This window comes from Pseudomonas sp. LS2P72 (assembly GCF_054897865.1).
In genome coordinates, this window is sequence record NZ_CM142708.1 from 2,188,835 (window position 1) to 2,210,287 (window position 21,453).

The 21,453-nt window shown below is 60.0% G+C and carries 24 protein-coding genes; 10 read left to right on the forward strand and 14 right to left on the reverse strand.

Translation table 11 applies throughout. The features are described from left to right. Positions 1-19 precede the first annotated feature (19 nt). From lapG to ACYZUA_RS10120, 3 genes are all read right to left on the reverse strand, one after another. Complete coding sequence (lapG, locus tag ACYZUA_RS10110) at positions 20-727, reverse strand: cysteine protease LapG (protein ID WP_461962975.1); 708 nt, start codon at positions 725-727, stop codon at positions 20-22. Between the two features lie 231 nt (positions 728-958). Then, positions 959-1,354, reverse strand: coding sequence for a YbaN family protein (locus tag ACYZUA_RS10115; protein WP_461962976.1), 396 nt, complete (start codon positions 1,352-1,354; stop codon positions 959-961). 10 nt (positions 1,355-1,364) lie between these two features. After that, positions 1,365-1,952, reverse strand: coding sequence for a UPF0149 family protein (locus tag ACYZUA_RS10120; protein WP_008156162.1), 588 nt, complete (start codon positions 1,950-1,952; stop codon positions 1,365-1,367). 412 nt (positions 1,953-2,364) lie between these two features. On the opposite strand from ACYZUA_RS10120, the gene recQ reads away from it, so the two are divergent. The 4 genes from recQ to ACYZUA_RS10140 all read left to right on the forward strand — a co-directional run bounded on the left by recQ (position 2,365) and on the right by ACYZUA_RS10140 (position 7,284). Next, positions 2,365-4,491, forward strand: a complete 2,127-nt coding sequence (gene recQ, locus ACYZUA_RS10125) for a DNA helicase RecQ (RefSeq protein WP_461962977.1) — start codon at positions 2,365-2,367, stop codon at positions 4,489-4,491. A 119-nt stretch (positions 4,492-4,610) separates the two neighbouring features. Further along, complete coding sequence (locus tag ACYZUA_RS10130; protein WP_283190222.1) at positions 4,611-5,045, forward strand: MarR family transcriptional regulator; 435 nt, start codon at positions 4,611-4,613, stop codon at positions 5,043-5,045. Positions 5,046-5,173: 128 nt separating this feature from the next. Next, entirely contained in the window at positions 5,174-6,964 is a 1,791-nt protein-coding gene (locus ACYZUA_RS10135; RefSeq protein WP_461962978.1) for a FimV/HubP family polar landmark protein, read from the forward strand. A 32-nt stretch (positions 6,965-6,996) separates the two neighbouring features. After that, complete coding sequence (locus tag ACYZUA_RS10140) at positions 6,997-7,284, forward strand: Rdx family protein (protein WP_461962980.1); 288 nt, start codon at positions 6,997-6,999, stop codon at positions 7,282-7,284. Here ACYZUA_RS10140 and ACYZUA_RS10145 read toward each other — a convergent pair. Further along, a complete protein-coding gene (locus tag ACYZUA_RS10145; RefSeq protein WP_461962981.1) occupies positions 7,278-8,171 on the reverse strand; it encodes a DMT family transporter in 894 nt (297 codons plus the stop codon). The genes ACYZUA_RS10140 and ACYZUA_RS10145 overlap by 7 nt on opposite strands. A gap of 95 nt (positions 8,172-8,266) precedes the next feature. Next, positions 8,267-9,031: a helix-turn-helix transcriptional regulator gene (locus ACYZUA_RS10150; RefSeq protein ID WP_461962982.1), complete on the reverse strand. Its 765-nt coding sequence runs from the start codon at positions 9,029-9,031 to the stop codon at positions 8,267-8,269. Positions 9,032-9,164: 133 nt separating this feature from the next. Between ACYZUA_RS10150 and ACYZUA_RS10155 the strand changes: the two genes are divergently transcribed. Further along, complete coding sequence (locus ACYZUA_RS10155) at positions 9,165-9,980, forward strand: UDP-2,3-diacylglucosamine diphosphatase (RefSeq protein WP_461962983.1); 816 nt, start codon at positions 9,165-9,167, stop codon at positions 9,978-9,980. Between the two features lie 136 nt (positions 9,981-10,116). Here ACYZUA_RS10155 and ACYZUA_RS10160 read toward each other — a convergent pair whose 3' ends face one another. Together ACYZUA_RS10160 and ACYZUA_RS10165 are read right to left on the reverse strand one after the other, a co-directional pair. Continuing rightward, on the reverse strand, positions 10,117-10,707 hold the full coding sequence (locus tag ACYZUA_RS10160; protein WP_461962984.1) for an HD domain-containing protein: 591 nt from the start codon (positions 10,705-10,707) through the stop codon (positions 10,117-10,119). A gap of 27 nt (positions 10,708-10,734) precedes the next feature. Beyond that, on the reverse strand, positions 10,735-11,046 hold the full coding sequence (locus ACYZUA_RS10165) for an Mpo1-like protein (RefSeq protein WP_461962985.1): 312 nt from the start codon (positions 11,044-11,046) through the stop codon (positions 10,735-10,737). Between the two features lie 160 nt (positions 11,047-11,206). On the opposite strand from ACYZUA_RS10165, the gene ACYZUA_RS10170 reads away from it, so the two are divergent. Beyond that, complete coding sequence (locus tag ACYZUA_RS10170; RefSeq protein ID WP_461962987.1) at positions 11,207-12,268, forward strand: AraC family transcriptional regulator; 1,062 nt, start codon at positions 11,207-11,209, stop codon at positions 12,266-12,268. Here the strand turns inward: ACYZUA_RS10170 and ACYZUA_RS10175 are convergent. Then, the gene (locus tag ACYZUA_RS10175; RefSeq protein ID WP_461962989.1) at positions 12,225-13,679 is read right to left on the reverse strand and encodes a TrkH family potassium uptake protein; all 1,455 of its coding nucleotides are present in this window, start codon (positions 13,677-13,679) and stop codon (positions 12,225-12,227) included. The genes ACYZUA_RS10170 and ACYZUA_RS10175 overlap by 44 nt on opposite strands. A gap of 386 nt (positions 13,680-14,065) precedes the next feature. Between ACYZUA_RS10175 and ACYZUA_RS10180 the strand changes: the two genes are divergently transcribed. Then, complete coding sequence (locus ACYZUA_RS10180; RefSeq protein ID WP_149632127.1) at positions 14,066-14,632, forward strand: NAD(P)H nitroreductase; 567 nt, start codon at positions 14,066-14,068, stop codon at positions 14,630-14,632. Positions 14,633-14,741: 109 nt separating this feature from the next. Here the strand turns inward: ACYZUA_RS10180 and ACYZUA_RS10185 are convergent, their stop codons facing one another. The 6 genes from ACYZUA_RS10185 to ACYZUA_RS10210 all read right to left on the reverse strand — a co-directional run bounded on the left by ACYZUA_RS10185 (position 14,742) and on the right by ACYZUA_RS10210 (position 19,033). Next, positions 14,742-16,082: a sensor histidine kinase gene (locus ACYZUA_RS10185; RefSeq protein ID WP_461962990.1), complete on the reverse strand. Its 1,341-nt coding sequence runs from the start codon at positions 16,080-16,082 to the stop codon at positions 14,742-14,744. A gap of 67 nt (positions 16,083-16,149) precedes the next feature. Next, positions 16,150-16,599: an LTXXQ domain protein gene (locus tag ACYZUA_RS10190; RefSeq protein WP_461962991.1), complete on the reverse strand. Its 450-nt coding sequence runs from the start codon at positions 16,597-16,599 to the stop codon at positions 16,150-16,152. A 327-nt stretch (positions 16,600-16,926) separates the two neighbouring features. Continuing rightward, complete coding sequence (locus tag ACYZUA_RS10195) at positions 16,927-17,604, reverse strand: response regulator transcription factor (protein WP_027922300.1); 678 nt, start codon at positions 17,602-17,604, stop codon at positions 16,927-16,929. A gap of 7 nt (positions 17,605-17,611) precedes the next feature. Continuing rightward, entirely contained in the window at positions 17,612-18,025 is a 414-nt protein-coding gene (locus ACYZUA_RS10200) for a translation initiation factor 2 (RefSeq protein ID WP_461962992.1), read from the reverse strand. 110 nt (positions 18,026-18,135) lie between these two features. Then, positions 18,136-18,435 carry a YciI family protein gene (locus ACYZUA_RS10205; protein ID WP_008156126.1) on the reverse strand — a complete coding sequence of 100 codons (300 nt, stop codon included), beginning with the start codon at positions 18,433-18,435 and terminating at the stop codon, positions 18,136-18,138. 1 nt (position 18,436) lies between these two features. Continuing rightward, the gene (locus ACYZUA_RS10210; RefSeq protein WP_461962993.1) at positions 18,437-19,033 is read right to left on the reverse strand and encodes a septation protein A; all 597 of its coding nucleotides are present in this window, start codon (positions 19,031-19,033) and stop codon (positions 18,437-18,439) included. 87 nt (positions 19,034-19,120) lie between these two features. On the opposite strand from ACYZUA_RS10210, the gene ACYZUA_RS10215 reads away from it, so the two are divergent. The 3 genes from ACYZUA_RS10215 to ACYZUA_RS10225 all read left to right on the forward strand — a co-directional run bounded on the left by ACYZUA_RS10215 (position 19,121) and on the right by ACYZUA_RS10225 (position 21,449). Next, positions 19,121-19,984, forward strand: coding sequence for a PHP domain-containing protein (locus ACYZUA_RS10215; RefSeq protein ID WP_461962994.1), 864 nt, complete (start codon positions 19,121-19,123; stop codon positions 19,982-19,984). Between the two features lie 13 nt (positions 19,985-19,997). Then, positions 19,998-20,627, forward strand: a complete 630-nt coding sequence (locus ACYZUA_RS10220; protein ID WP_111451925.1) for an L-threonylcarbamoyladenylate synthase — start codon at positions 19,998-20,000, stop codon at positions 20,625-20,627. Between the two features lie 123 nt (positions 20,628-20,750). Next, positions 20,751-21,449, forward strand: a complete 699-nt coding sequence (locus ACYZUA_RS10225; RefSeq protein WP_176471533.1) for a segregation and condensation protein A — start codon at positions 20,751-20,753, stop codon at positions 21,447-21,449. The last annotated feature ends 4 nt before the right edge of the window (positions 21,450-21,453 follow it).

The following is a 21,453-nucleotide window of genomic DNA, read 5'->3' on the forward strand; positions in this document are numbered from 1 at the left end:
TCGCTCCTTGCTCAGGTGGCTAGCCGTCGCCCACGGCGAACCCTTCGGCCTGCATCTTTTTGAGTACGTCCTGCCAGCGCGACAGTTTTTTCGAGTCGCTGCTGCGTTTGCCGCCATTAGCTCCCGGCAAGTACAGGCCTTCTGCGTTGAAGGCGTACACCGGCAGCAAGTCTTTGCGTTGGGAGGCGGGGCGGACCTCGCCGATCAAGTTGTCCAGCACCAGCGGATCGGCCGTGGGGCTGTTGTAGAAAGTCAGCACCATGTGCGCCTGGTTCTGGGTCAGGGCTTTCACGTAGGTGATGCGTAGTTTTTCGCTGGGAATTCCGAGTTGACGCAGGCTGAAATATTTCGCCAGGGCGTAGTCCTCGCAATCAGCGGAGCCCTTGATCAGGGATTCGACGGGCGTGGCCCAGTAATCGGTCTGGTGCCAGATGCGGGTGTCGTCCAGAAAGCTCAGTTGCTGATTGAAGAAGCGATTGACCGCGTTCAGTTGCTCGCGCTCGGGGGCGTTGATTTCGCTTTGCAACATCTGACTCCAGGCCTCGATCCTTCCCCGTCCCGGGCCGAGGGTGCCGTAGCGTTGTTCGGCGGTTTGCAGAATCTGCGTAAAACTCCAGTTAGCCCAGACACTGCCCAGCCCGGCCAACAGAAAAGTGATCAGCAACAGCCATCCGCCGAGCCGAAGTCGGAGCGTTGACCATCCTGGACTACGCGGACTGCGGGACATGTCTGGCCGCTCGGGTGCAGATGCCTGAAGTCTAGGCGGTGTTTTCAGCGAGGCAGGACAAATCGTCGGTTGGTACGCGGACTTGTAGCAGCTGCCGAAGGCTGCGTTCGGCTGCGAAGCAGTCGTAAACCCTGCACACGCGGTTTACCTGATAGACCGCAGCGGATGGACTAGCGACGGCTTCGCCGCCGAACGCAGCCTTCGGCAGCTGCTACAGGGAGCGTGGTGAATTCAGGGCTTTTGCAGGGTTTTCTGTTTAAGGATGTAGAGGGTCACCAGCACCGCGCTGGTCAGCATGACCCCCCGCGCCCACGGCAGGGGCACCAGATAGCAGGAGAGCAGGATGCTCGCCCACATCAGGCCGAGGGCGTAGACCTTGCCTTTGAGCGGGATACCGTTGCCGCTCAGGTAATCGCGAACCCACGGCCCAAGCCGCGGATGTTCAACCAGCCAATGATAGAAACGCGGCGAACTGCGGGCGAAGCAGGCGGCCGCCAGCAGCAGGAAGGGCGTGGTGGGCAATACCGGCAGGAAAATCCCGATCACCCCCAGCGCTACGCTCAGCCAGCCGATGGCCAGCAGCACGTAACGCAACATCAGGGAGCGGTTGCCTATGGGGTTGTCCATAGGCAAAACCTTAGTGGTGACGAGGCTTGAGGATCGCCGGTTTTTCGTCAGGCGCCTGGCACAGCAGGTACAGCGCAGTCAGCGCTTCCGGGATCTGCACGATCATGTCGTCCATCAGGTTGGCGTCTTTGGCGATGTCTTCGAACTCAGGCTGTTCGTCGAACAGACCCGAACCGACCATGATCGGCAGCAGCATTTCGCTGACTTCGTCTTCGGCGGTTTCGAACCAGGCCGCTTCGCGCAGGAACACGCCTTCCATGAAACCGATGCACCAGCCGCGCAGGTCGGAATCGTCCGGCTCTTCGCCCAGGTCCAGGTCACAAGGCAACTCGAACTCTTCATCGGACGCCAGTTGGCGAGCGATGTGAGCCTTGAGGGCCAACAGGGTGGATTCGATCGCTTCACGCTCGGTATCGTCGGCGTAATGCGGCTCTTCGGCGAAGAGGGCGTCGATCCATTCACGGTCGGGAACGGTTTCGGAACAGATCGACAGCGCAGTGAGGTAGCCGTGGGCGGCCACGTAGTCCAGCGCCTCGTCATGCAGTTCGTCGGCGTCGAGGAAGACTTGCAGGCGGGTTAGTTGCTCAGCGAAGGACATTAAAGGGCTACCTTGGGAATTAAACAGATGCGGGAATTCTAGGCCTTCTTGAGCGCTTGGGCCAGCCGCGCGGGATATTTGGACCCATGCAGGAGTATGGAACACCGCAATCCCTGTGGGAGTGAGCCTGCTCGCGATAGCGGTGGGCCAGTCAACTCTGTTTTGAATGTAGCGCCGCTATCGCGAGCAGGCTCACTCCTACAGGGTTCTTCATGGCATTGGGTTCATGTGTCTTATCAGTGGTGCCCTGCGCAAGGGAGGCGTCGGGTATACTCGCGCGTTTTGTGATGCCCTGCCGGCGTCGCGGCTGAAATGTGAAGCGTCATGCAATGCGCACTTACGATTTGTCGGTGCAGCCTTCGTGGTTCTGAACCAGCCTTGCAGGGATGTTTTTGTGATTTTTGGAGTTTCTATGCTCGAACAGGCTCAACGCGTCCTCAAGGACATCTTCGGCTACGACAGTTTCCGTGGCCGTCAGGGTGCAATCATTGAGCGCGTGGCCAGTGGCGGCGACGCCCTGGTGCTGATGCCTACCGGTGGCGGCAAGTCCTTGTGCTTCCAGGTGCCGGCGCTGTTGCGCGAAGGCCTGGCGGTGGTGGTTTCGCCGCTGATCGCCCTGATGGACGACCAGGTCGCTACCCTCGAGGAGCTGGGCGTCGCGGCGGCGGCATTGAACTCTACGCTCAGCGCCGAGCAGCAGCGCGATCTGGCGGCACGGATCAAGCGCGGTGAAGTGAAAATGCTTTATCTCGCGCCTGAGCGTCTGGTTCAGCCACGGATGCTGGCGTTCCTGCAAAGTCTTGAAATTTCCCTGTTCGCCATCGACGAAGCTCACTGCGTGTCCCAATGGGGCCACGACTTCCGCCGCGAATACCTGCAACTGGGCCAGTTGGCGGAATTGTTCCCCAACGTCCCGCGTATCGCCCTGACCGCGACCGCCGACAAGCGTACCCGGGAAGAAATCGTCGACCGCCTTCATCTTCAGGATGCCGAGCGCTTTCTGTCGAGTTTCGACCGCCCCAACATCTTCTATCGCATCGTGCCCAAAGAGCAGCCGCGCAAGCAGTTGCTGGCGTTCCTCGCCGAACGGCGCAGCGATGCCGGCATCGTCTATTGCCTGTCGCGCAAGAAAGTCGACGAAGTGGCGGTGTTTCTCAGCGAACAAGGCTTCCCGGCGCTGCCTTACCATGCCGGTCTCCCCAACGATACCCGGGCTCACCACCAGAAGCGTTTCCTCAATGAGGAAGGCCTGATCATGGTCGCCACCGTGGCGTTCGGCATGGGCATCGACAAGCCCAACGTGCGCTTTGTCGCTCACCTCGACTTGCCAAAATCCCTTGAGGCGTACTACCAGGAAACCGGTCGCGGCGGCCGTGACGGTCTGCCGGCAGACGCCTGGATGGCTTACGGCCTGCAAGATGTGGTGATGCTCAAGCAGATGTTGCAGAACTCCGAGGGCGACGAGCGCCACAAGCGTCTGGAGCAGCACAAGCTCGACGCCATGCTCTCACTCTGCGAAGAAACCCGCTGCCGTCGCCAGACGCTGCTGGCCTACTTCGACGAAGACATGCCCGAGCCGTGTGGCCATTGCGACAACTGCGTCGATGGCGTGCAGACCTGGGACGCCACCGAGCCGGCCCGTCAGGCGCTTTCGGCGATCTTCCGCACCGGCCAGCGCTACGGCGTCGGGCATTTGGTCGATGTATTGCTGGGCAAGGATAACGAAAAGGTCCGCAGCTTCGGCCATCAGCATCTGTCGGTATTTGGTGTAGGCAAGGCGATGGGAGAGAGCGAATGGCGCTCCTTGTTCCGTCAGCTGGTTGCCCGCGGTCTGGCGGACATCGACCTGGAAGGCTACGGCGGCCTGCGCCTGAGCGACACCTGCCGACCGTTGCTCAAGGGCGAAGTAACCCTGGAGCTGCGTCGCGACCTCAAGCCGCAAACCACAGCCAAAAGCAGCAAGAGCCAGGCGAGCCAACTGGTTCGCGGCGAAGAACGCGAACAGTGGGAAGCCCTGCGCGCCCTGCGTCGCAAACTCGCCGAAGAGCATGGTGTGCCGCCGTACGTCATCTTCCCCGACTCGACACTGCTGGAAATGCTTCGCAGCCAACCGACCTCGCTGTCGGAAATGGCCACGGTCAGTGGCGTTGGCGCGCGCAAGCTGGAGCGTTACGGCGAGGCCTTCCTCGAAGTCCTCGGCGGGCAAGTCGAGGCGCCGAAAGTGGTGGCCGACCTGCGCCACGAACTGATCACCCTGGCCCGAGCCGGCATGACACCGTTGCAGATCGCCGGTCAGCTGCAATGCTCGGAAAAGAACGTCTACACCCTGCTCGCCGAAGCGATTGGCAAGCAGCAGTTGTCGCTGGAGCAAGCGCTGGATCTGCCCGAAGAGTTGATGGGCGAAATCCAGGACGCGTTCCTCGACGGCGAGGGCGAATTGCCGCCCGTGTCGGAGATTACTGCACTGTTTGCCGGGAGAGTGCCGGAAGGGGTTTTGTACTGTGTTCGGGCGGCGCTGCAATCCGAATTCGAGATTTAGGTTGTCTACCACATAGATGTAACGATTCAGTACGGAGCAAGCCTTGCCTCTGGCCAAGGGTCATGCTTAGCTGACTAATAATTAGTTTTTCTTTATTTCAGTCTGATCATGAGTGTTTTATGCCGTTAACCGACCAACACCGCTTTGGCATGCAACTGGCCCAGATGTCGCGCGGCTGGCGTGCCGAACTGGACCGCCGTCTGGCTGGCCTGGGTCTTTCCCAGGCGCGCTGGCTGGTGCTGCTGCACCTCGCGCGATTCGAAGATGCGCCCACCCAACGTGAGCTGGCGCAAAGTGTCGGCGTCGAAGGGCCGACCCTGGCCCGATTGCTCGACAGCCTCGAAAGCCAGGGATTGGTGCAACGTCAATCGGTGCTGGAAGACCGCCGGGCGAAGAAAATCGTCCTCTGTGCCTCGGCCCTTCCCTTGATCGAACAAATTGAAACCATTGCCACCCAACTGCGCCACGAGTTGTTCGACGGCGTCGATGAGGCGGATTTGAAGATCTGCATGCGTGTCCACGGGCACATTCTGGCCAACCTGGAAAAGTCTTGAGGCATAAACGTACCCTGGACTTTTGAGATACCCCGTTGGGCAGACTATAAAGAACTACTTGGCAGTATCGTGTTCGTACCGGATGTGCGAACGCGTACAAGATGGTTCTGGTTATCTAAGGGATGCTCATGCTTGAGAGTTGGCACATGGTTTTGCGGTGTTGCGCCAGGCTGCTTCTGGTCGGTGGTGCTGTCACTTACTCGGCATTGGCCCCCGCGTTGGGCCTGGGTGATATCACCTTGCATTCGGCGTTGAATCAGCCGTTGCGTGCCGACATTGCGCTGGAAGATGCCGCAGGACTGGAGGAGGGCGAGCTCTCGGTCAGCCTGGCGACAGCGGACGAGTTCAGCCGCGCTGGCATCGATCGGGTGTTCTTTCTCAATAATCTGAAATTCACGCCGATCCTGCGTGGCAACCGTAGCCTGATCCGGGTGAGCTCCAGCAAACCGGTCAATGAACCTTTCCTGAATTTCCTGGTGCAGCTCAATCAGCCTAACGGGCGCGTGCTGCGCGAGTACACCGTGCTGATCGATCCGCCGGGTTCACCGGGGATTGTTCCCGTCACCGACGAACCGGTGAACGACGTTCAGTCCTCCGGATTCCCGACGGTTGAGCCGGCCGTTGCGACGCCACCTGCGACGAAGAGCAAAAAGCCCCCTGTTCCTCGCGTCGACCAACCTGCCACCGCGCCTGTGATTGATCCGGTTGCCGAACAACTGGCCGCCAGTGTGCTGCAAAACCAGCAGCTGCAAGCAACCATCGATGAATTGACTGCGAAGCTTCAGGCCCAGGAGGAGCAGGTCGCCGGTCAGAAAAAGCAGGTGACGGAACTGCAAACCCAATTGGCGGAAATCAAGACCGCAGCGGTGGAACCGGTTGCACCCGCCGTTGTGGCTCCCGCGCCGGTCATGGTCGAAGAACCTGAGGCCACCCATTGGGGGCTGATTATCGGGTTGCTGACGGTGGTGGCTCTGGTGTTGCTGGGGGTGTTCGTTCGGCGTCAACGACAACAGGTTCAGGCATTGCCCGACGCTTTACCTGTTTTGCCGTCACGGGATGAACCGGCGCTCAGTCGCACTGCAGAACCGGTTGCCCAATCGTCAGCGTTGCAACCGGCAACTGACTCGAGTGAAGAGTCGCCCGCAGGCGATGTGTTTGAAGGGGTTGATATTTATCTGACCTATGGCCGTTTTTCCGAAGCGGCCGGTTTGTTGCGAGAGGCGCTGATCAAGGAGCCGCACCGCACGGATCTGGCCGTTCAGCTGTTGGAGGTCTTGGGTAAACAGGGTGACGTACCCGCCTATGAGTCACAGGAAAACAACCTGCGTGACGCCGGATACGATCTGCAAGAACTTCAGAATATCCGCGCCCGACACCCGAAATTGAGCAGTGCGGTAGCGTTGACCGTCGCAGCGTCAAGCATCCCGCCCAAGGCTGCGGTTGCCGAAGCAGCGCCCAACGATGAGTTCCAGTTGAACCTGGATGACCTGTCGATGGATTCGAGTTGGGACCTGATCAGCCCTTTTGAGCACTCTCCGCCCGCCGCGAAACCATCGAGCGAATCCGCGCCGGTCGAGCCGCCGTTTGTCTCGAACCTGCACGTCTTGCCCGAGGTGTTTGAAATGCCCGACGACTCGACGCTGGACGAGCCCGAACTTGAATGGGTCGCCGAGCCTGATTCGCAGTCTCTGGATGACACGTTTCTCAACGAGTTCAGCGATCCCGGCCAGTCGCTGGAGCTGGAACCGCTGAACCTGGCCCCGACCGAGCCGAGCAGTGCCGACAAACTGGAACAAGCCCAGACCTGCATTGATGACGGCGATGTGGACAGCGCCATCGAACTGCTCAATGAGTTGCTCAAGGAAGCTAACGAGCCGTTGAAGCAGACCGCCCGGAACCTGCTCGCCGGGCTATCATAGCGGCGCCCTCTGGCTCAGGAGTTTCGCCGATCATGACTGCACGCAAACCGGAAATCATCATCACCTATTGCACGCAATGCCAGTGGCTGTTGCGTGCGGCCTGGCTGGCCCAGGAACTGCTCAGCACCTTCGGTGACGACCTGGGAAAAGTGTCTCTGGTGCCCGGCACCGGTGGGGTATTTCACATTTTCTGTGACGATGTGCAGATCTGGGAGCGCAAGGCTGATGGAGGTTTCCCGGAGGCCAAAGTGCTGAAGCAGCGGGTCCGCGATCAAGTTGATCCGGACCGCGACCTGGGGCACAACGACCGCACTCAGTGAGAGGCGGCTTCTGCCGCAACAGTCTTCTTGCTTGAGCCGCCCGAGAGTCGGCTGGAGACCACGATCGCCACGATGATCAACGCGCCGCCGAGCAGCATGCGCAGTGTCGGGTTTTCATCAAACAGCAGCCAGGCCACGGTGATGCCGTAAATCGGTTCCATGGCGAAAACCACTGCCGCGGTCCGCGCCTTGATCACCGCCAGGCTGGCAACAAACAGACTGTGAGCGACGCCAGTGCAGAACACCCCGAGCAGACCGATCCACAGCCAGTCGATGGCGCGCACTTCGCTCAACTGCGGTGCCGCCACTGGCAACAGGCACAACGCGACCACCACGTTCTGACACAGCGCAGCCTGCACCGCCGGGATTCGCCCGGAGCTCGCGCGGTTGGTCAGCGATAGCAGAGAGAACAGCAAACCCGAGCCCACCGCCCACAGCAGACCCATTGTGGCGCCGCTGGCCAGATCGAAATCTGGGGTGACCAGCACCAGCCCGACACTGACCAGCACCACCAGAAGGATTTCGTTGGCGCGAATTCGCTCGCGGAAGATCAACCCTTCGAGGATCACGGTAAACGCCGGGAAGCTGGCGAAACCCAGGGTCGCGATCGCCACGCCTGCGATCTTCACTGCAATGAAAAAACTCACCCAATGCCCGGCCAGCAGCAAACCGCTGAGCAACAGTCGGCGCCAGTCCACAGCCTCGAGTTGCTGCCAGCGAGTAGTGCTGGCGAACCGCGCAAAAACGGCTAAGGCCAGCACCGCGAACGCGGCACGACCAAAAACGATAATGGCGGGGGAAGCCGCGGCAAGTTTGCCGAACACACCGGTGAGGCCGAACATCAATGCGCCAATATGCAAGGCGCCAAGGGCGGTACGGGGAGTCATTGCAATCCTTAACAACAAGCGAACAAAGATGTAGGAGCAGCCTTCGGCAGCTCCTGCATTGAACCGTGAAACCCCCAGTTGTGTCTGTCGGCAAACTATTGCCTTTTGTCGCCAACCTCGCGCCGCAATTTGCCGGGTGAGGCACCGAACTCCCGCAACACCGCCGCCGCAAAGGCACTCTGCGAACTGTAACCGACCCGACTGGCAACCTCGCCGATTGGCAGTCCCGTATCGCGCAACAAGCCTACGGCCATGTGCAGACGTCGACTGCGGATGTAATCCATCGGCGTCTGCCCGCATTCAGCAACGAACCGCGCATGCAGCCGAGCGCTGGACAGACCAGCGATACGCGCCAGATCGGCGACTTGAAGTGGGTAGGCTGCGTATTGATCGATGTGCGCATTCAGCGCCGCATAAGGCAGGCGCCGACCGCCGACGATCTCGGGTTTGGCGTTGTTGAGACTGGCCAGGAGCAACACCGCGCCTTGTTGCGCGATCAGTGGATCGCTGACCTGACTGCCCGCCAACCAACTGACCAACTGGCTTTGTCCTGCATCCAGCGGCAGGCGACCGGCGTTGTCGAGCAAACGACGGCTGGCCTCGGCGTGATCACCCAGGGACTGAGAAACCCATTGGTCGCTGGGCACATCCAGCACCAGGCAACGGCTGCCATTGGCGCTGCCGCAGGCGTGATGGAAACCGGACGGGACTACCACGAAACTCTGCTGGACCACCTGGCTGCCACGCCCGTCGACCTCGAAATCCAGCGCACCCGACAGCCCGAACACCAACTGCGCGTGGTCGTGGCTATGGACGATCAGGTCATGCGTGTATTGGCGTAGCGTGAGGATCGGTCTCATCGCAGGTCTCCCGGGCAAGGCTGCCAGTCTACACCGAGGGTAATCGTGGGGCGCTGTCACAGGACTGACTCGCCACTGTCATGGGCAATTAACCCGACCGGCGCAAGCTTGCAAAAACTCCAGAGGGTTGCCCATGACCAGCGCCGAGCTCGCCAAACCCAGTCGTAAGCAACGTGTGCGGACCTTGTGGATTTCCGACGTGCATCTGGGCACCCGGGATTGCCAGGCCGAACACCTGTCGCGGTTTCTCAAGGGCTATCACGCGGACAAGATCTACCTGGTCGGCGACATCATCGATGGCTGGAAGCTGCGCGGCGGCATGTACTGGCCTCAGGCGCACACGAATGTGATCCGCCGCTTGCTGACCATGAGCAAGCGCGGCACCGAGGTGATCTACGTCACCGGCAATCACGACGAATTCCTGCGCCGCTATTCGAAGCTGATTCTGGGCAATATCCAACTGGTGGATGAAGCCGTGCACGTGACCGCCGATGGTCGCCATCTGCTGGTCATTCATGGCGACCAGTTTGACGTGATCACGAGGTATCACCGCTGGCTGGCCTTTCTCGGCGACTCGGCCTACGAATTCACCCTGACCCTCAACCGCTGGCTCAACCATTGGCGCGCCCGTTATGGCTACGGTTACTGGTCGCTGTCGGCGTACCTCAAGCACAAGGTCAAAACCGCGGTCAGCTTCATCAGTGATTTCGAAGAAGCCATCGCTCACGAATGCGTCAAACGCGAGTTGCACGGCGTTGTATGTGGGCACATTCACCATGCCGAGATACGCAAGGTCGGCGGGGTGGATTACCTCAATTGCGGAGATTGGGTGGAGTCGTGCACTGCTCTGATCGAGCATTGGGACGGATCGATCGAGTTGTATCGATTGGCGGATGCCCAGACGCGGGAGGCGGAGTTGAAGGCCGTCAAGGTGGCAGAGCCGGCTTAAGAACAAGGTGTTTGGACGGGCCTCTTCGCGAGCAGGCTCGCTCCCACATTTTTGATCGTATTTTCCTGAAGGAACTCGGTCACCTGTGGGAGCGAGCCTGCTCGCGAATGGACTGCGCAGCAGTCCCCAGCAGTTTTCAGGCTGGCGAATGTTCTTCCATCGCCGCTTTGTAAATCGAATGCTTGGGATGCGCAAACAACCGCTCCATCATCGGCTCAAAGAAGCTCAGCGGCAGCGTGTCATACGCCGGATCAAACGCCGCTGCGTCATATTTGGCGCAAAACTCAATGGTCGCCTGATACTGCGGATGCCCACTGAATTGCTCGCGCAAATGCCGGTCCATCCCTAGATGATGGAAGAAGTAATACCCCTGGAAAATCCCGTGCTTCTCGACCATCCACAGGTTCTCGGCGCTGACAAACGGCTTGAGGATTGCCGCAGCGATGTCCGGGTGGTTGTAGGAACCCAAGGTGTCGCCAATGTCGTGAAGCAGCGCGCAGACTACGTATTCTTCATCGCGGCCATCACGCCAGGCACGGCTGGCGGTTTGCAGGGAATGGGTCAGACGATCCACCGGGAAGCCGCCAAAATCATCCTTCAGTAATTTCAGATGCGCCACAATCCGTGTCGGCAATTGCCTCGCATAGGCACTGAAGTCTGCGGCGATGATCGCCCAGTCTTCCTGCGTGCCGTCCTGCATGTGGGTGAAACGGGCGGTGGCATTCATCGGCTGTCCTCCTGTGGTTCATTGCGCCTAGAACGGCACGCGACCCAGAATCATGTCCCGGTACATGACGAAATCGCCGAGCAGGCTGTAAAACGGATGTTGAAAGGTCGCAGGACGGTTCTTCTCGAAGAAAAAATGTCCGGCCCAGGCGAAGCTGTAACCTGCCAGCGGAAGGGCCCATAACAGCAGCCAGACGCCTTTGCCAATGGTCAGGGCAAAAATGAAAATAACCAGCGTCGTGCCGATAAAGTGCAATCGTCGGCAGATACTGTTGCTGTGTTCGCTGAGGTAATACGGGTAGAACTCAGCGAAGCTGTTGAAACGTTTGATGTTTTCCACGACTGCGATCTCTGTGGTTATTGGTCTGACTGCAAGTTGTTCTGCGGGTAGCTTATTTGAGTCTAGAGTGATCATTGGCATCAGCCAGTGACAATAGGCGCCACTTTAGTATCCTTCGGAAATTGGCCGTAGCATGCGGCTCATCATGTAAGTGGACGACATGAGCGAACGAACGACTTCTGCAAGCTGGGCGATGGGGATTGTCAAAGCACTGGAGATGGACGGCCTGGATTGCCGGGTGCTGTTCAAGCAGCTGGGGCTCGACTACGCGGCACTGGATGATCCGGACGCGCGCTTCCCGCAAGATTCCATGACACGCCTGTGGCAGCGCGCGGTTGAGCTGTCCGGCAACCCGGCGATTGGCCTGAACATGGGCAAGGTGGTGCGACCGGCCTCCTTCCATGTGGCGGGCTACGCCTTGATGTCCAGCCAGACCCTGGCCGAAGGCTTTCAACGGCTGGTGCGCTATCAGCGGATCATTGCGGAAAGTGCCGACCTGAGTTTCCGGTTGCTGGAAGAAGGCTACGCGCTGATCCTTACCGTCCACGGCGACCATCTGCCACCGACCCGGCAGAGCGCCGAAGCGTCACTGGCCTGTGCCCTGGCGCTGTGCGGCTGGTTGACCGGGCGCACCCTGCAACCGCGCAAGGTGCTGGTGCAGGGCGATGAACCCGTCGATCTCGAACCCTATAAACAAGCCTTCCATGCGCCGCTGGTGTTCAACGCGCCTTATGACGCCTTGATTTTCGAACGCGCTGACATGGAGGCACCGCTGCCTACCGCCAACGAGGCGATGGCGCTGTTGCATGACCGGTTTGCCGGTGAGTACCTGGCGCGGTTTTCCGAGAGTCGCGTAACCCACAAGGCGCGGCAGGTGCTATGCCGTTTGCTGCCCCAGGGCGAACCCAAGCGCGATACCGTGGCGCAAACCCTGCATCTGTCGCAACGCACCTTGCAACGACGCTTGCAGGAAGAGGGCACGAGTTTTCAGACGTTGCTCGACGACACCCGGCGTGAACTGGCCGAGCAATACCTTGCGCAGCCGACCATGACCCTGCTGGAAATTGCCTACCTGCTGGGGTTCGCCGATCCGAGCAACTTCTTCCGCGCTTTCCGCCGCTGGTTCGACGCCACTCCCGGCGAGTACCGGACGCGGCTGATGGGCGCGTCTGCTCCTGTCAGTGACGCCAGAACGCCGGAATACACAGAACAAACACCGTAATGATCTCGAGTCGGCCCAGCAGCATGCCGAACGAGAGAATCCACTTGGCAGCGTCCGGCAGGGTGGCGAAGTTGCCCGCCGGGCCAATGGTCTCGCCCAGGCCCGGGCCAACGCCGGACACCGTGGCGGCCGCGCCGGTGAGGGCGGTCATCCAGTCCACTCCGAGCAGCGACAACAGCAGCGCGATCACGCAGATGGTGATGGCGAAGAAGAATGAAAAGGTCAGAATCGAACGCACGATCTCTTCGTCGAGGCGGTGACCGTTGTACTTCTGCTTGATCACCGCGCGCGGGTGAATCAGCTGGTTAAGGTTGGCCTTGAGCAGGATGTACGCGACCTGGAAGCGGAAAATCTTGATCCCGCCGGCGGTCGAGCCCGAGCAGCCGCCGACAAAGCCCAGATAGAAGAACAGCATCAGCGAGAAATTGCCCCAGAGGCTGTAGTCCCCCAGCGCAAATCCTGTGGTCGTTACCACCGAGGTCACGTTCAGCGCCACATGTCGCAGGGCTTCCAGCCAATGCAGCTGGGTGGTCCACCAATACCAGGTGCCGAGCACCAGCCAGGTCACCAGCAACATGCCGAGTAGCCCCTGAACCTGCTGATCTTTGATCAGTGCTTTGCGGTTACCGCGCAAGGTCGCTACATACAGGGTGAACGGCAGGGCACCCAGAATCATGATGACGATCGCCACCCAGTGCACCGCCGGTTGCGTCCATTTGGCCAGGGACTGGTCGGACGTTGAGAAACCACCGGTGGAAATCGCCGACATCGCGTGGTTGATCGCATCGAACGGACTCATCCCGGCCCACCAGAACGCCAGGCTGCCGAAAATGGTGATGCCGACGTAGGCCGCAACGATCAAACGCGCCACCATGTGCGAACGGGGCATCACTTTTTCGGAACGGTCCGACGACTCGGTCTGAAACAGCCGCATGCCACCGATGCGCAGCAGTGGCAGAATCGCTACCGCCATGCCGATAAAGCCGATGCCGCCGAGCCAGTGCAGCAACGAGCGCCACATCAGGATGCCGGGGGACATAGTGTCCAGGCCGCTGAGCACCGTCGCACCGGTAGCGGTGATGCCGGACATGCTTTCAAAGAACGAGTCGGTGTAGCTGATGCGCTGGGTCAGCAGGAACGGCAGCGCGGCGAAGATGCACACCACCAGCCAGCTGCTGACGGTCAGCAAATACATGTCTCGCGGGCGCAGGTGAATGTGTTCGGGACGGCCGGGGATGACCAGGGCCAAACCCGCGACAAAGGTAATCATGCTCGCCCAGAGAAACGACGGCAGGTCGCTGGTGCGGTCGAAAATCACCAAAGTGGCCATGGGCACGACCATGGCGATGGCCAGCGTGATCAGGAAGATGCCGATGATGAAACCAATAATCCGTAAGGTCGGCAACGCCATGAAGTCCGCTCGGGCTGAAATAGGGAAGGGCGCCATTCTACCTGCGGGGCAGGGCATGTAAACCGGCGCCGCCTTCGCAGTTGCAGGGCCTGCCATCAATTATTGCCTGTGCCGCGCCGGGTCTGCTGTTGTGCAGGGCAAGGCGCGAGGAGCGTAGTTTGGTCATTCCAAATAAGCTCCGAGCAACGCAGCCCTGCACAACAGCAGGCCCGGCCCTTCGGGTTGTGCCTGAAAGCGGGCCAGGCTGCGTTGCAGTCCTTGGCAAGGGAACGACCATTACCGGCGGACTGCGCCTTGCCTGGCCCGCTTTCAGGCGACAACGCGGCGCAGGCAATAATTGATGGCAGGCCCTAGAATAGCCAAACATTTTTTTCAGGAGGTGGCCGATGCAGGCTCTCGACGCTTTGCTCAACCGTGTTTCCGTTCCACGACTGCTCGAACCGGCACCGACCGCAGAACAACGCGAAGTGTTGTTTGGCGCTGCGATGCGAGCGCCAGACCATGGCCACTTGCAGCCTTGGCGCTTCCTGACAGTCGAAGGCGCGGCGCGCGAGCAAATGGGCGAGTTGCTGGCCGAAGCGGCGAAGCTGCAGGACAGTGAGGTGTCCGAGGCGGCACTGGACAAGGCGCGTAACGGTCCACTGCGCGCGCCATTGGTGGTTGTGGTGATTGCGCGGTTGCAGGATCACGTCAAGTATCCGAAGTCCGAACAACTGCTGGCGGCGGGTTGTGCGGCTCACGGGATTTTGCTGGCGGCTTATGCACAAGGGATTGGCGCGGTGTGGCGCACGGGTGAACTGGCGTATTCGGCGCATGTGGCCAAGGGGTTGGGCCTGGCTGAAGGGGAAGAGGTGATTGCGTTTCTTTATCTGGGTACGCCGCAGAAGGAACCGCGCGTGGCGGAGAAAGTCGACCTGGCTGAGTTTGTCAGCGCCTGGCCCGGAAAAGCCTGACACCACCGTTCAAATGTGGGAGCGAGCCTGCTCGCGAAAGCGTCGGGTCAGTCAATAAATCTATTGAATGTTAAACCGCCTTCGCGAGCAGGCTCGCTCCCACAGGGGGTCAGGGTTGGACTACGGCCCCAGGCACCAACGGCAATTCAAGGCTGGCGATAAACCCGCCATCGGGATGATTAGCCAGCACCAGACTCCCGCCATGCCGTTCCGCCGCACGCCGCGCAATTGCCAACCCCAAACCATGTCCAGCCGCCGCCTGCCCCGGCGCCCGATAGAACGGCTCACCCAACTGGCTCAAATGCGCAGCCTCTACGCCCGGCCCATGGTCACGCACACTGACCACAATCCGTTCTCCCTGACGCACCGCCTGCATTTCAATCGCTTGCCCCACCGGGTTGAACCGCTGAGCGTTGCGCAGCAGGTTGTCGACGGCGCGCTCGATCATCGTCGGCCAGCCTTTGAGGTTCAGCTGCGGCTCGGCCTCAAGGCGCACGTTCTGTTCCGGTGAACCCAGTTGAGCATCCTTTTGCAGAGTGTTGAGCAGCGCATTGAGATCAACCTCTTCGGCGCTGGCGTTGTCGGCATCGACCCGCGCCAGAACCAGGATTTCGCTGATCAGCGCTTCCAGTCGGTCGCACTCCCGAGTGAGGCGCGGCCAGAGTTTTTGCCGTTCTTCAGGGTTGGCCCGCTCGGCCAGTGCCAGCGCAATGCGCAACCGGGCTAGCGGTGAACGCAACTCATGGGACACATCCCGCAGCAATTGCCGCTGGCTTCCAATCAAACTTTGCAGACGCGCGCCCATGCGGTTGAAGTCGTTGGCCAGCACGCCGAACTCATCGCGGCGGTTGGCCAGTTTTACCAGGCTGTTTTGTTGGTAGGTGGTTTGCCCAAGATCATGCACCGCACCGCGCAAGCGGCTGAGTGGGCGAGTAATGGACATCGTCACGAACAGGCTGAACAAGGTCAGTACCACCAGCGCGATACCCAGCGCGCTCAATGGCCAGAGCAGGCTTTCGCGATGCCATGAGTCCAGTTCCGGGTGCGGAATTCGATAGATCAGCAGGTAGGTGTCGCCGGTTTTTTCGCTGGTGTATTCCGCAGTCAGACGACGCCATGGCAGGCGACGGTCGTCGTTATTCTGCCGCGCTTCGAAGGCCGCCGCTCTGCGTGGGAAAGTGCCGCGCACCACCGGATCACCGCTCTCGTTGAGCACTTGAACGTTGATGTGATACTGGCGCTTGCGCTGTTCCAGAATGTCCTGGGCCGCGTCTTCACCCTGTGATTCGTAAGTTTGCGTCCACTGTTCGGCCAAGGTATTGAGGCCGGGATGGCGACTGAGAATCCACGCGTCCTGGTTGAGCATGTGCCCCAGCAGAATGGAGAGCCCTGCAACCAGAGCGATGGCCAGCCAGAAACTGGCCAGAATACGCCAGAACAATGAGCGCACAGAAAATCCTCAAGCAAAGAAAGCCCAACGGCGATTAACCGTTGGGCTGTGATATGACGCTAGAACATTATTGCGCCTTTTGCGGCTGTTGCGCTTTCCAGGCCTTGAACTCGGCCCATTCGGCGCGACGCTCAGCCTGTTTTTTCTGGATCTCGTCGAATTGCTTCTGTTGATCCGGTTTCAGCAAGGCACGCACGTCGGCTTCCGCTTTCTTGTGGTTGGCCGCCATTTCATCTTTCATGGCCTTCTGGTCGGCTGGCGAGAGTTTTTCCAGGTACTTGTCGACCACTTGCTGACGCTCATGCATCTGCTCGCCCATGATTTTGCGGATCTGCTCGCGCTGTTCGCGGCTCAGGTCCAGCTGGCTGTACGGGCCTTTGCCGTGCATGCCGTGCATCTGACCGCCATGGCGTGAGCCGTCCATCGAGCCACCCATCGGGCCGGCACCTTCAGGCATGGCCATGGCAACGGTCGGCAGGGCGGCAGCGAACATCAGAGCGATAAGAGTCTTGCGCATGGTGAATCTCCTTGTCTCGTTCCCGGTACGTTCCGGATGAGTACAGGTTACGGAGATCAAGGTCAGCGGCGGTCAGCGAAGCGTAAAGCTTGGGTAAAGACGAGTTCAGATTGACCTGACAAATCCATCACTTTCACCGATTTCTCTAACGAAACATGATTTGTGTAGCAGCTGTCGAGCCCCAGCGAGGCTGCGTTCGGCTGCGCAGCAGTCGTGATCCATCTGACGCGGTGTATCTGAAAGAACGTGCATGCAGGTTTTACGACTGCTTCGCAGCCGAACGCGACCTCGCAGGCTCGGCAGCTGCTACAAGGAATTGTGTCAGTTTCAGAGGCTGTAGTAGTAACCACGGCTGCGCAGGGCCACGATGCGTGGGCGACCGTCGGGGTGCGGGCCGATCTTTTTGCGCAGGTTGCTGACGTGCATGTCCAGGCTGCGGTCGTACAGCGTCAGCTTGCGACCGAGGGCGATTTGCGCCAGTTCCTGTTTGTCCAGCGGCTCGCCGGGTTGCTTGAGCAGGGCTTCGAGCAAACGGCTTTCGGAGACGGTGAGGGTGAATTCCTGTTCATCGATGCTGACCACGCCGCGCACCGGACTGAAACACAGGTCGCCCAGTTCCAGCTGACTGGAGACTGCTGCCGGATGACTGCGCCGCAACACGGCGCGCAGGCGGGCTGTCAGTTCCCGTGGGTCGCACGGTTTGGCCAGGTAATCGTCGGCGCCGAGTTCCAGGCCGAGGATGCGGTCCAGCGGTTCGCCGCGAGCCGAAAGCATCAGCACCGGCAAGTCCGGGTGATCGCTGCGCAATTGCTTGAGCAGCTCCAGGCCGCTGCCGTCCGGCAGCATCACATCCAGTACCACGGCTGCCGGCGATGTTTCGGCCAGTGCGCGACGGGCGCTCTGACCATCGTGGCAGGCGCGGACCTGGAAGCCTTCCTGGCTCAACCAACTGCTCAGGAGCTCACACAGCTCCTGGTCGTCATCAATCAATAACAGCTCGCTCATGACTCACTCAATTTAGCCATTGCCTACGTTTTCTGGTGGCGCCACTGGCGAAGATACCGCAGAGCAGCGCCAATAGCGCTACTCCGGCGCCGATGACGAACCACTGTTGCTGATCGGTCAACAGACGCGGCAGCGGGCTGCTGGCCTGGGCTTCCTTGAGCTGCAGCTTGAGGCGCTGATTCTCTTGGCGCAACCGGCTCAGCTGGGCGCTTTCGCGTTCGGCATCGGTATTTTGCAGTTGTTTGCTCAGTTCTTCTCGTTGCTGTTCGCTTACCTTCAAGCGCTGTTGCAACTCGGTGATCTGGCTGCCGGCGCTCAGAGACAGCGGTGTGGTATTACCGCCCTCGGCGCTTTCTTCACCGTGAGCAGGGGCCACCATCGACAACGTCACCAACATCAGACACAACGGACCTTTGCGCATCGCCACTCCTGATTCCAATACGAGTATTGGGCAGGTTGTCGGCCGGTAAACGAGAATAATGAGCGTTGAGAGCGCGATGAACCGATAAGGTTCATCGCGCTGGAGGGATATTACGGCAGGACTTGCTTGAACGGCTTGACCGAAACGTTGGCGTAGACGCCTGCGGCGATATACGGATCGGCGTCGGCCCAGGCCTGAGCGGCGCTCAGGGAATCGAATTCGGCGACGATCAGGCTGCCGGTGAAACCCGCAGCGCCCGGATCATTGCTGTCGACCGCCGGGTGTGGGCCGGCCAAAACGATGCGACCTTCACCTTTGAGCACTTGCAGGCGCTCAAGGTGTGCAGGCCGTGCGGCCAGGCGGGCTTCCAGTGAGTTGGCGACGTCTGTGGCAATGATTGCGTAAAGCATGTCAGTCCTCGGTTTTTGGCGTTGTGGTATCGGCGTCGTGCAGGTGGCGGGACAAATAAATGCCCTGGGCGACCAGGAACAGCAGCGTCATGCCCAGGCTGCCGAAGACTTTGAAGTCGACCCAGTATTCCTGAAAGGTGAACGCGACGAACAGGTTGGCGGCACCGCAAAACAGGAAAAACCCGATCCAGGCGATGTTCAGGCGGGTCCAGACCGGCTCCGGCAGGGTCAGCGCGTGGCCCATGATGCGTTTGATCAGCAGTTGCTCACCGATGAAGTGGCTGCCAATGAACGCCAGGGCGAACAGCCAGTTCACCACCGGGGCTTTCCATTTCAGGAAGGTTTCGCTGTGGAACGCCAGGGTCAGGCTGCCGAAGACCAGGCAGGCGATGAGGGTCAGCCACTGGCTCTTCTCGAGCTTGCGCTGCTTGATGAACAGCGTGCCGTAAACCACCAGGGAGCTGATGATCAGCATGGCGGTGGCGCTGTAAATACCGCCTACAGTCAACTCGTGACCGGCGATATCGACGACCCGTGGATCGAGTTTGAAGACGATGAAGAACAGCAGAAGCGGGATGAAATCGATGAATTGTTTCACAGTGGCAGCCAGAAGCAGGATGTGGCGGCATAATAACAAACATATGGGCGCGCGATAGCGCCAGCTGATTTGAGGTAACAAAGTCCTGTGAATGTTGATTTGCACTGCCATAGCACGGCCTCCGACGGTGCTCTCGCGCCTGCAATACTGGTTGCGCGTGCGTTCGAGAAAGGCGTGCGAGTTCTGGCCTTGACCGATCATGACACTCTCGAAGGCCTCGACGAGGCCCGCAGTGCGGCGACCGCGCTGGGGATGCAATTGGTCAATGGCGTCGAATTATCCTGCACCTGGGGCGGCGCGACCATTCACGTGCTGGGCTATGGTTTCGATGTCAACGCCGCACCGTTGGTCGAGGCTATCGCAAAATTGCACGATGGCCGCTGGCTACGGTCCGAAGAAATAAGCCGCAAGTTGGCGTTGAAAGGCATGCCGGGTGCGCTCGAAGGGGCTCGGGCCATCCAGCAGGAATTGGGCGACAGCGGCAACGCGCCGGCCCGTCCGCATTTCGCCGACTGGATGGTGCGTGAAGGTTACGTCAAGGATCGCGCCGAAGCGTTCCGCAAATGGCTGGGTGCCGGCAAGCTGGGGGACGTCAAGCAACACTGGCCGACCCTGGAAGACACCGTCGAAACCCTGCGCGCCGCGAAGGCCTGGGTCAGTCTGGCGCATCCGTGGCACTACGATTTCACTCGCAGCAAACGTCGCCGGCTGATTGCCGACTATATTCAAGCAGGGGGCCACGCGATCGAAGTGGTCAATGGCCATCAGCCCGCCGAGCAAGTGGGCAGCCTGGCGATTCTCGCCCGTGAGTTCGGTCTGCTGGTCAGCGCCGGCAGTGATTTTCATGGCCCCGGAGGCTGGTCCGAGATCGGTGAATACCGCCCGCTTCCGGAGGATCTGCCACCACTGTGGTGTCGATTCAAACATGACCCAATTATTGCCGCCGTCTGAACAGGTAGAGAATGTGAGTCAATTTTTCCAGATTCATCCGGAAAACCCGCAAGCGCGCCTGATAAAACAGGCTGTCGAGATCATCCGCAGCGGCGGGGTGGTGATTTATCCCACAGACTCGTCCTATGCCATTGGTTGCCAGATCGGCGACAAGAATGCCGTGGAGCGCGTGCGCCGGTTGCGTGGACTGGATGACAAGCACAACTTCGCATTGATTTGCAGCGACCTGTCGCAACTGGGGCTGTTCGCCAAGATCGACACCGGCCTTTTCCGTTTGCTCAAGGCCCACTTGCCGGGCCCGTATACCTTCATTCTCAACGCCACCCGCGAAGTCCCGCGGCTGTTGTTGCATCCGAAAAAACGCACCATCGGCTTGCGTGTGCCGAGCCACCCGATTGCCCTGGCGCTGCTGGAGGAACTCGGCGAACCGCTGATGAGCGTGACCCTGATCATGCCCGGCGACACCGACCCGATGACCGATCCTTACGAAATGCGTCAGTTGCTCGAGCATCAGGTCGACCTGATCATCGATGGCGGTTTCGGCGGTATCAAGGCGTCCACGGTGATCAACCTCGCCGACGGCGAGCCGGAAGTGATCCGCGTTGGTTGCGGCGACCCGACGCCGTTCATGGCCGAGGCGTAGATGTCTGCAGTAGAACCCGTTGTCGACAGTCAGGCCGGCGCCCAGCAGGAGCTGCCCTTCGCGATGGTCTATGGCCAGGCGGTCATGGAAATGCCGCTGGACCTGTACATTCCGCCGGATGCGTTGGAAGTCTTCCTTGAAGCGTTCGAAGGTCCCCTGGACCTGCTGCTATATCTGATCCGCAAACAGAACATCAACATTCTCGACATCCCGGTGGCAGAAATCACCCGGCAATACATGGGCTATGTCGAGTTGATGCAGTCGGTGCGCCTGGAACTGGCCGCCGAGTACCTGGTCATGGCGGCGATGCTGGCCGAGATCAAATCGCGGATGTTGCTACCGCGTGCCGAAACGATCGAGGCCGAAGAAGACGACCCTCGCGCCGAACTGATCCGCCGCTTGCAAGAGTACGAACGCTTCAAGGCCGCAGCCGAAGGCATCGATGGCCTGAGCCGTGTGGGTCGTGACGTGGTCGTCCCCAAGCTCGACGCCCCGGAAGCCCGGGCACGCAAGCTGTTGCCAGACGTGCGTCTTTCAGAGCTGTTGTTGTCCATGGCAGAAGTGTTGCGCCGTGGCGACATGTTTGAAAGTCACCAGGTCAGCCGCGAGGCACTGTCCACCCGCGAACGCATGAGCGATGTGCTGGAGCGCCTCAAGGGCGGCGGTTTCGTGCCCTTTGCCGAACTGTTCACCGCTGAGGAAGGACGTCTGGGGGTGGTGGTAACCTTTATGGCGATTCTCGAACTGGTCAAGGAATCCTTGGTCGAGCTGGTGCAGAATGAGCCGTTCGCAGCGATCCACGTGCGGGCCCGAGCCGAATAACGAG

Coding starts and splice junctions, on each gene's coding strand:
- ACYZUA_RS10205 (WP_008156126.1), bottom strand. CDS start 18,435: ATGCTTTACGCAATCATTGCCACAGACGTCGCCAACTCACTGGAAGCC.
- ACYZUA_RS10145 (WP_461962981.1), bottom strand. CDS start 8,171: ATGACTCCCCGTACCGCCCTTGGCGCCTTGCATATTGGCGCATTGATG.
- ACYZUA_RS10130 (WP_283190222.1), top strand. CDS start 4,611: ATGCCGTTAACCGACCAACACCGCTTTGGCATGCAACTGGCCCAGATG.
- ACYZUA_RS10180 (WP_149632127.1), top strand. CDS start 14,066: ATGCAGGCTCTCGACGCTTTGCTCAACCGTGTTTCCGTTCCACGACTG.
- ACYZUA_RS10120 (WP_008156162.1), bottom strand. CDS start 1,952: ATGTCCTTCGCTGAGCAACTAACCCGCCTGCAAGTCTTCCTCGACGCC.
- ACYZUA_RS10160 (WP_461962984.1), bottom strand. CDS start 10,707: ATGAATGCCACCGCCCGTTTCACCCACATGCAGGACGGCACGCAGGAA.
- ACYZUA_RS10115 (WP_461962976.1), bottom strand. CDS start 1,354: ATGGACAACCCCATAGGCAACCGCTCCCTGATGTTGCGTTACGTGCTG.
- ACYZUA_RS10195 (WP_027922300.1), bottom strand. CDS start 17,604: ATGAGCGAGCTGTTATTGATTGATGACGACCAGGAGCTGTGTGAGCTC.
- ACYZUA_RS10140 (WP_461962980.1), top strand. CDS start 6,997: ATGACTGCACGCAAACCGGAAATCATCATCACCTATTGCACGCAATGC.
- lapG (WP_461962975.1), bottom strand. CDS start 727: ATGTCCCGCAGTCCGCGTAGTCCAGGATGGTCAACGCTCCGACTTCGG.
- ACYZUA_RS10135 (WP_461962978.1), top strand. CDS start 5,174: ATGCTTGAGAGTTGGCACATGGTTTTGCGGTGTTGCGCCAGGCTGCTT.
- ACYZUA_RS10190 (WP_461962991.1), bottom strand. CDS start 16,599: ATGCGCAAGACTCTTATCGCTCTGATGTTCGCTGCCGCCCTGCCGACC.
- recQ (WP_461962977.1), top strand. CDS start 2,365: ATGCTCGAACAGGCTCAACGCGTCCTCAAGGACATCTTCGGCTACGAC.
- ACYZUA_RS10155 (WP_461962983.1), top strand. CDS start 9,165: ATGACCAGCGCCGAGCTCGCCAAACCCAGTCGTAAGCAACGTGTGCGG.
- ACYZUA_RS10170 (WP_461962987.1), top strand. CDS start 11,207: ATGAGCGAACGAACGACTTCTGCAAGCTGGGCGATGGGGATTGTCAAA.
- ACYZUA_RS10200 (WP_461962992.1), bottom strand. CDS start 18,025: ATGCGCAAAGGTCCGTTGTGTCTGATGTTGGTGACGTTGTCGATGGTG.
- ACYZUA_RS10175 (WP_461962989.1), bottom strand. CDS start 13,679: ATGGCGTTGCCGACCTTACGGATTATTGGTTTCATCATCGGCATCTTC.
- ACYZUA_RS10150 (WP_461962982.1), bottom strand. CDS start 9,031: ATGAGACCGATCCTCACGCTACGCCAATACACGCATGACCTGATCGTC.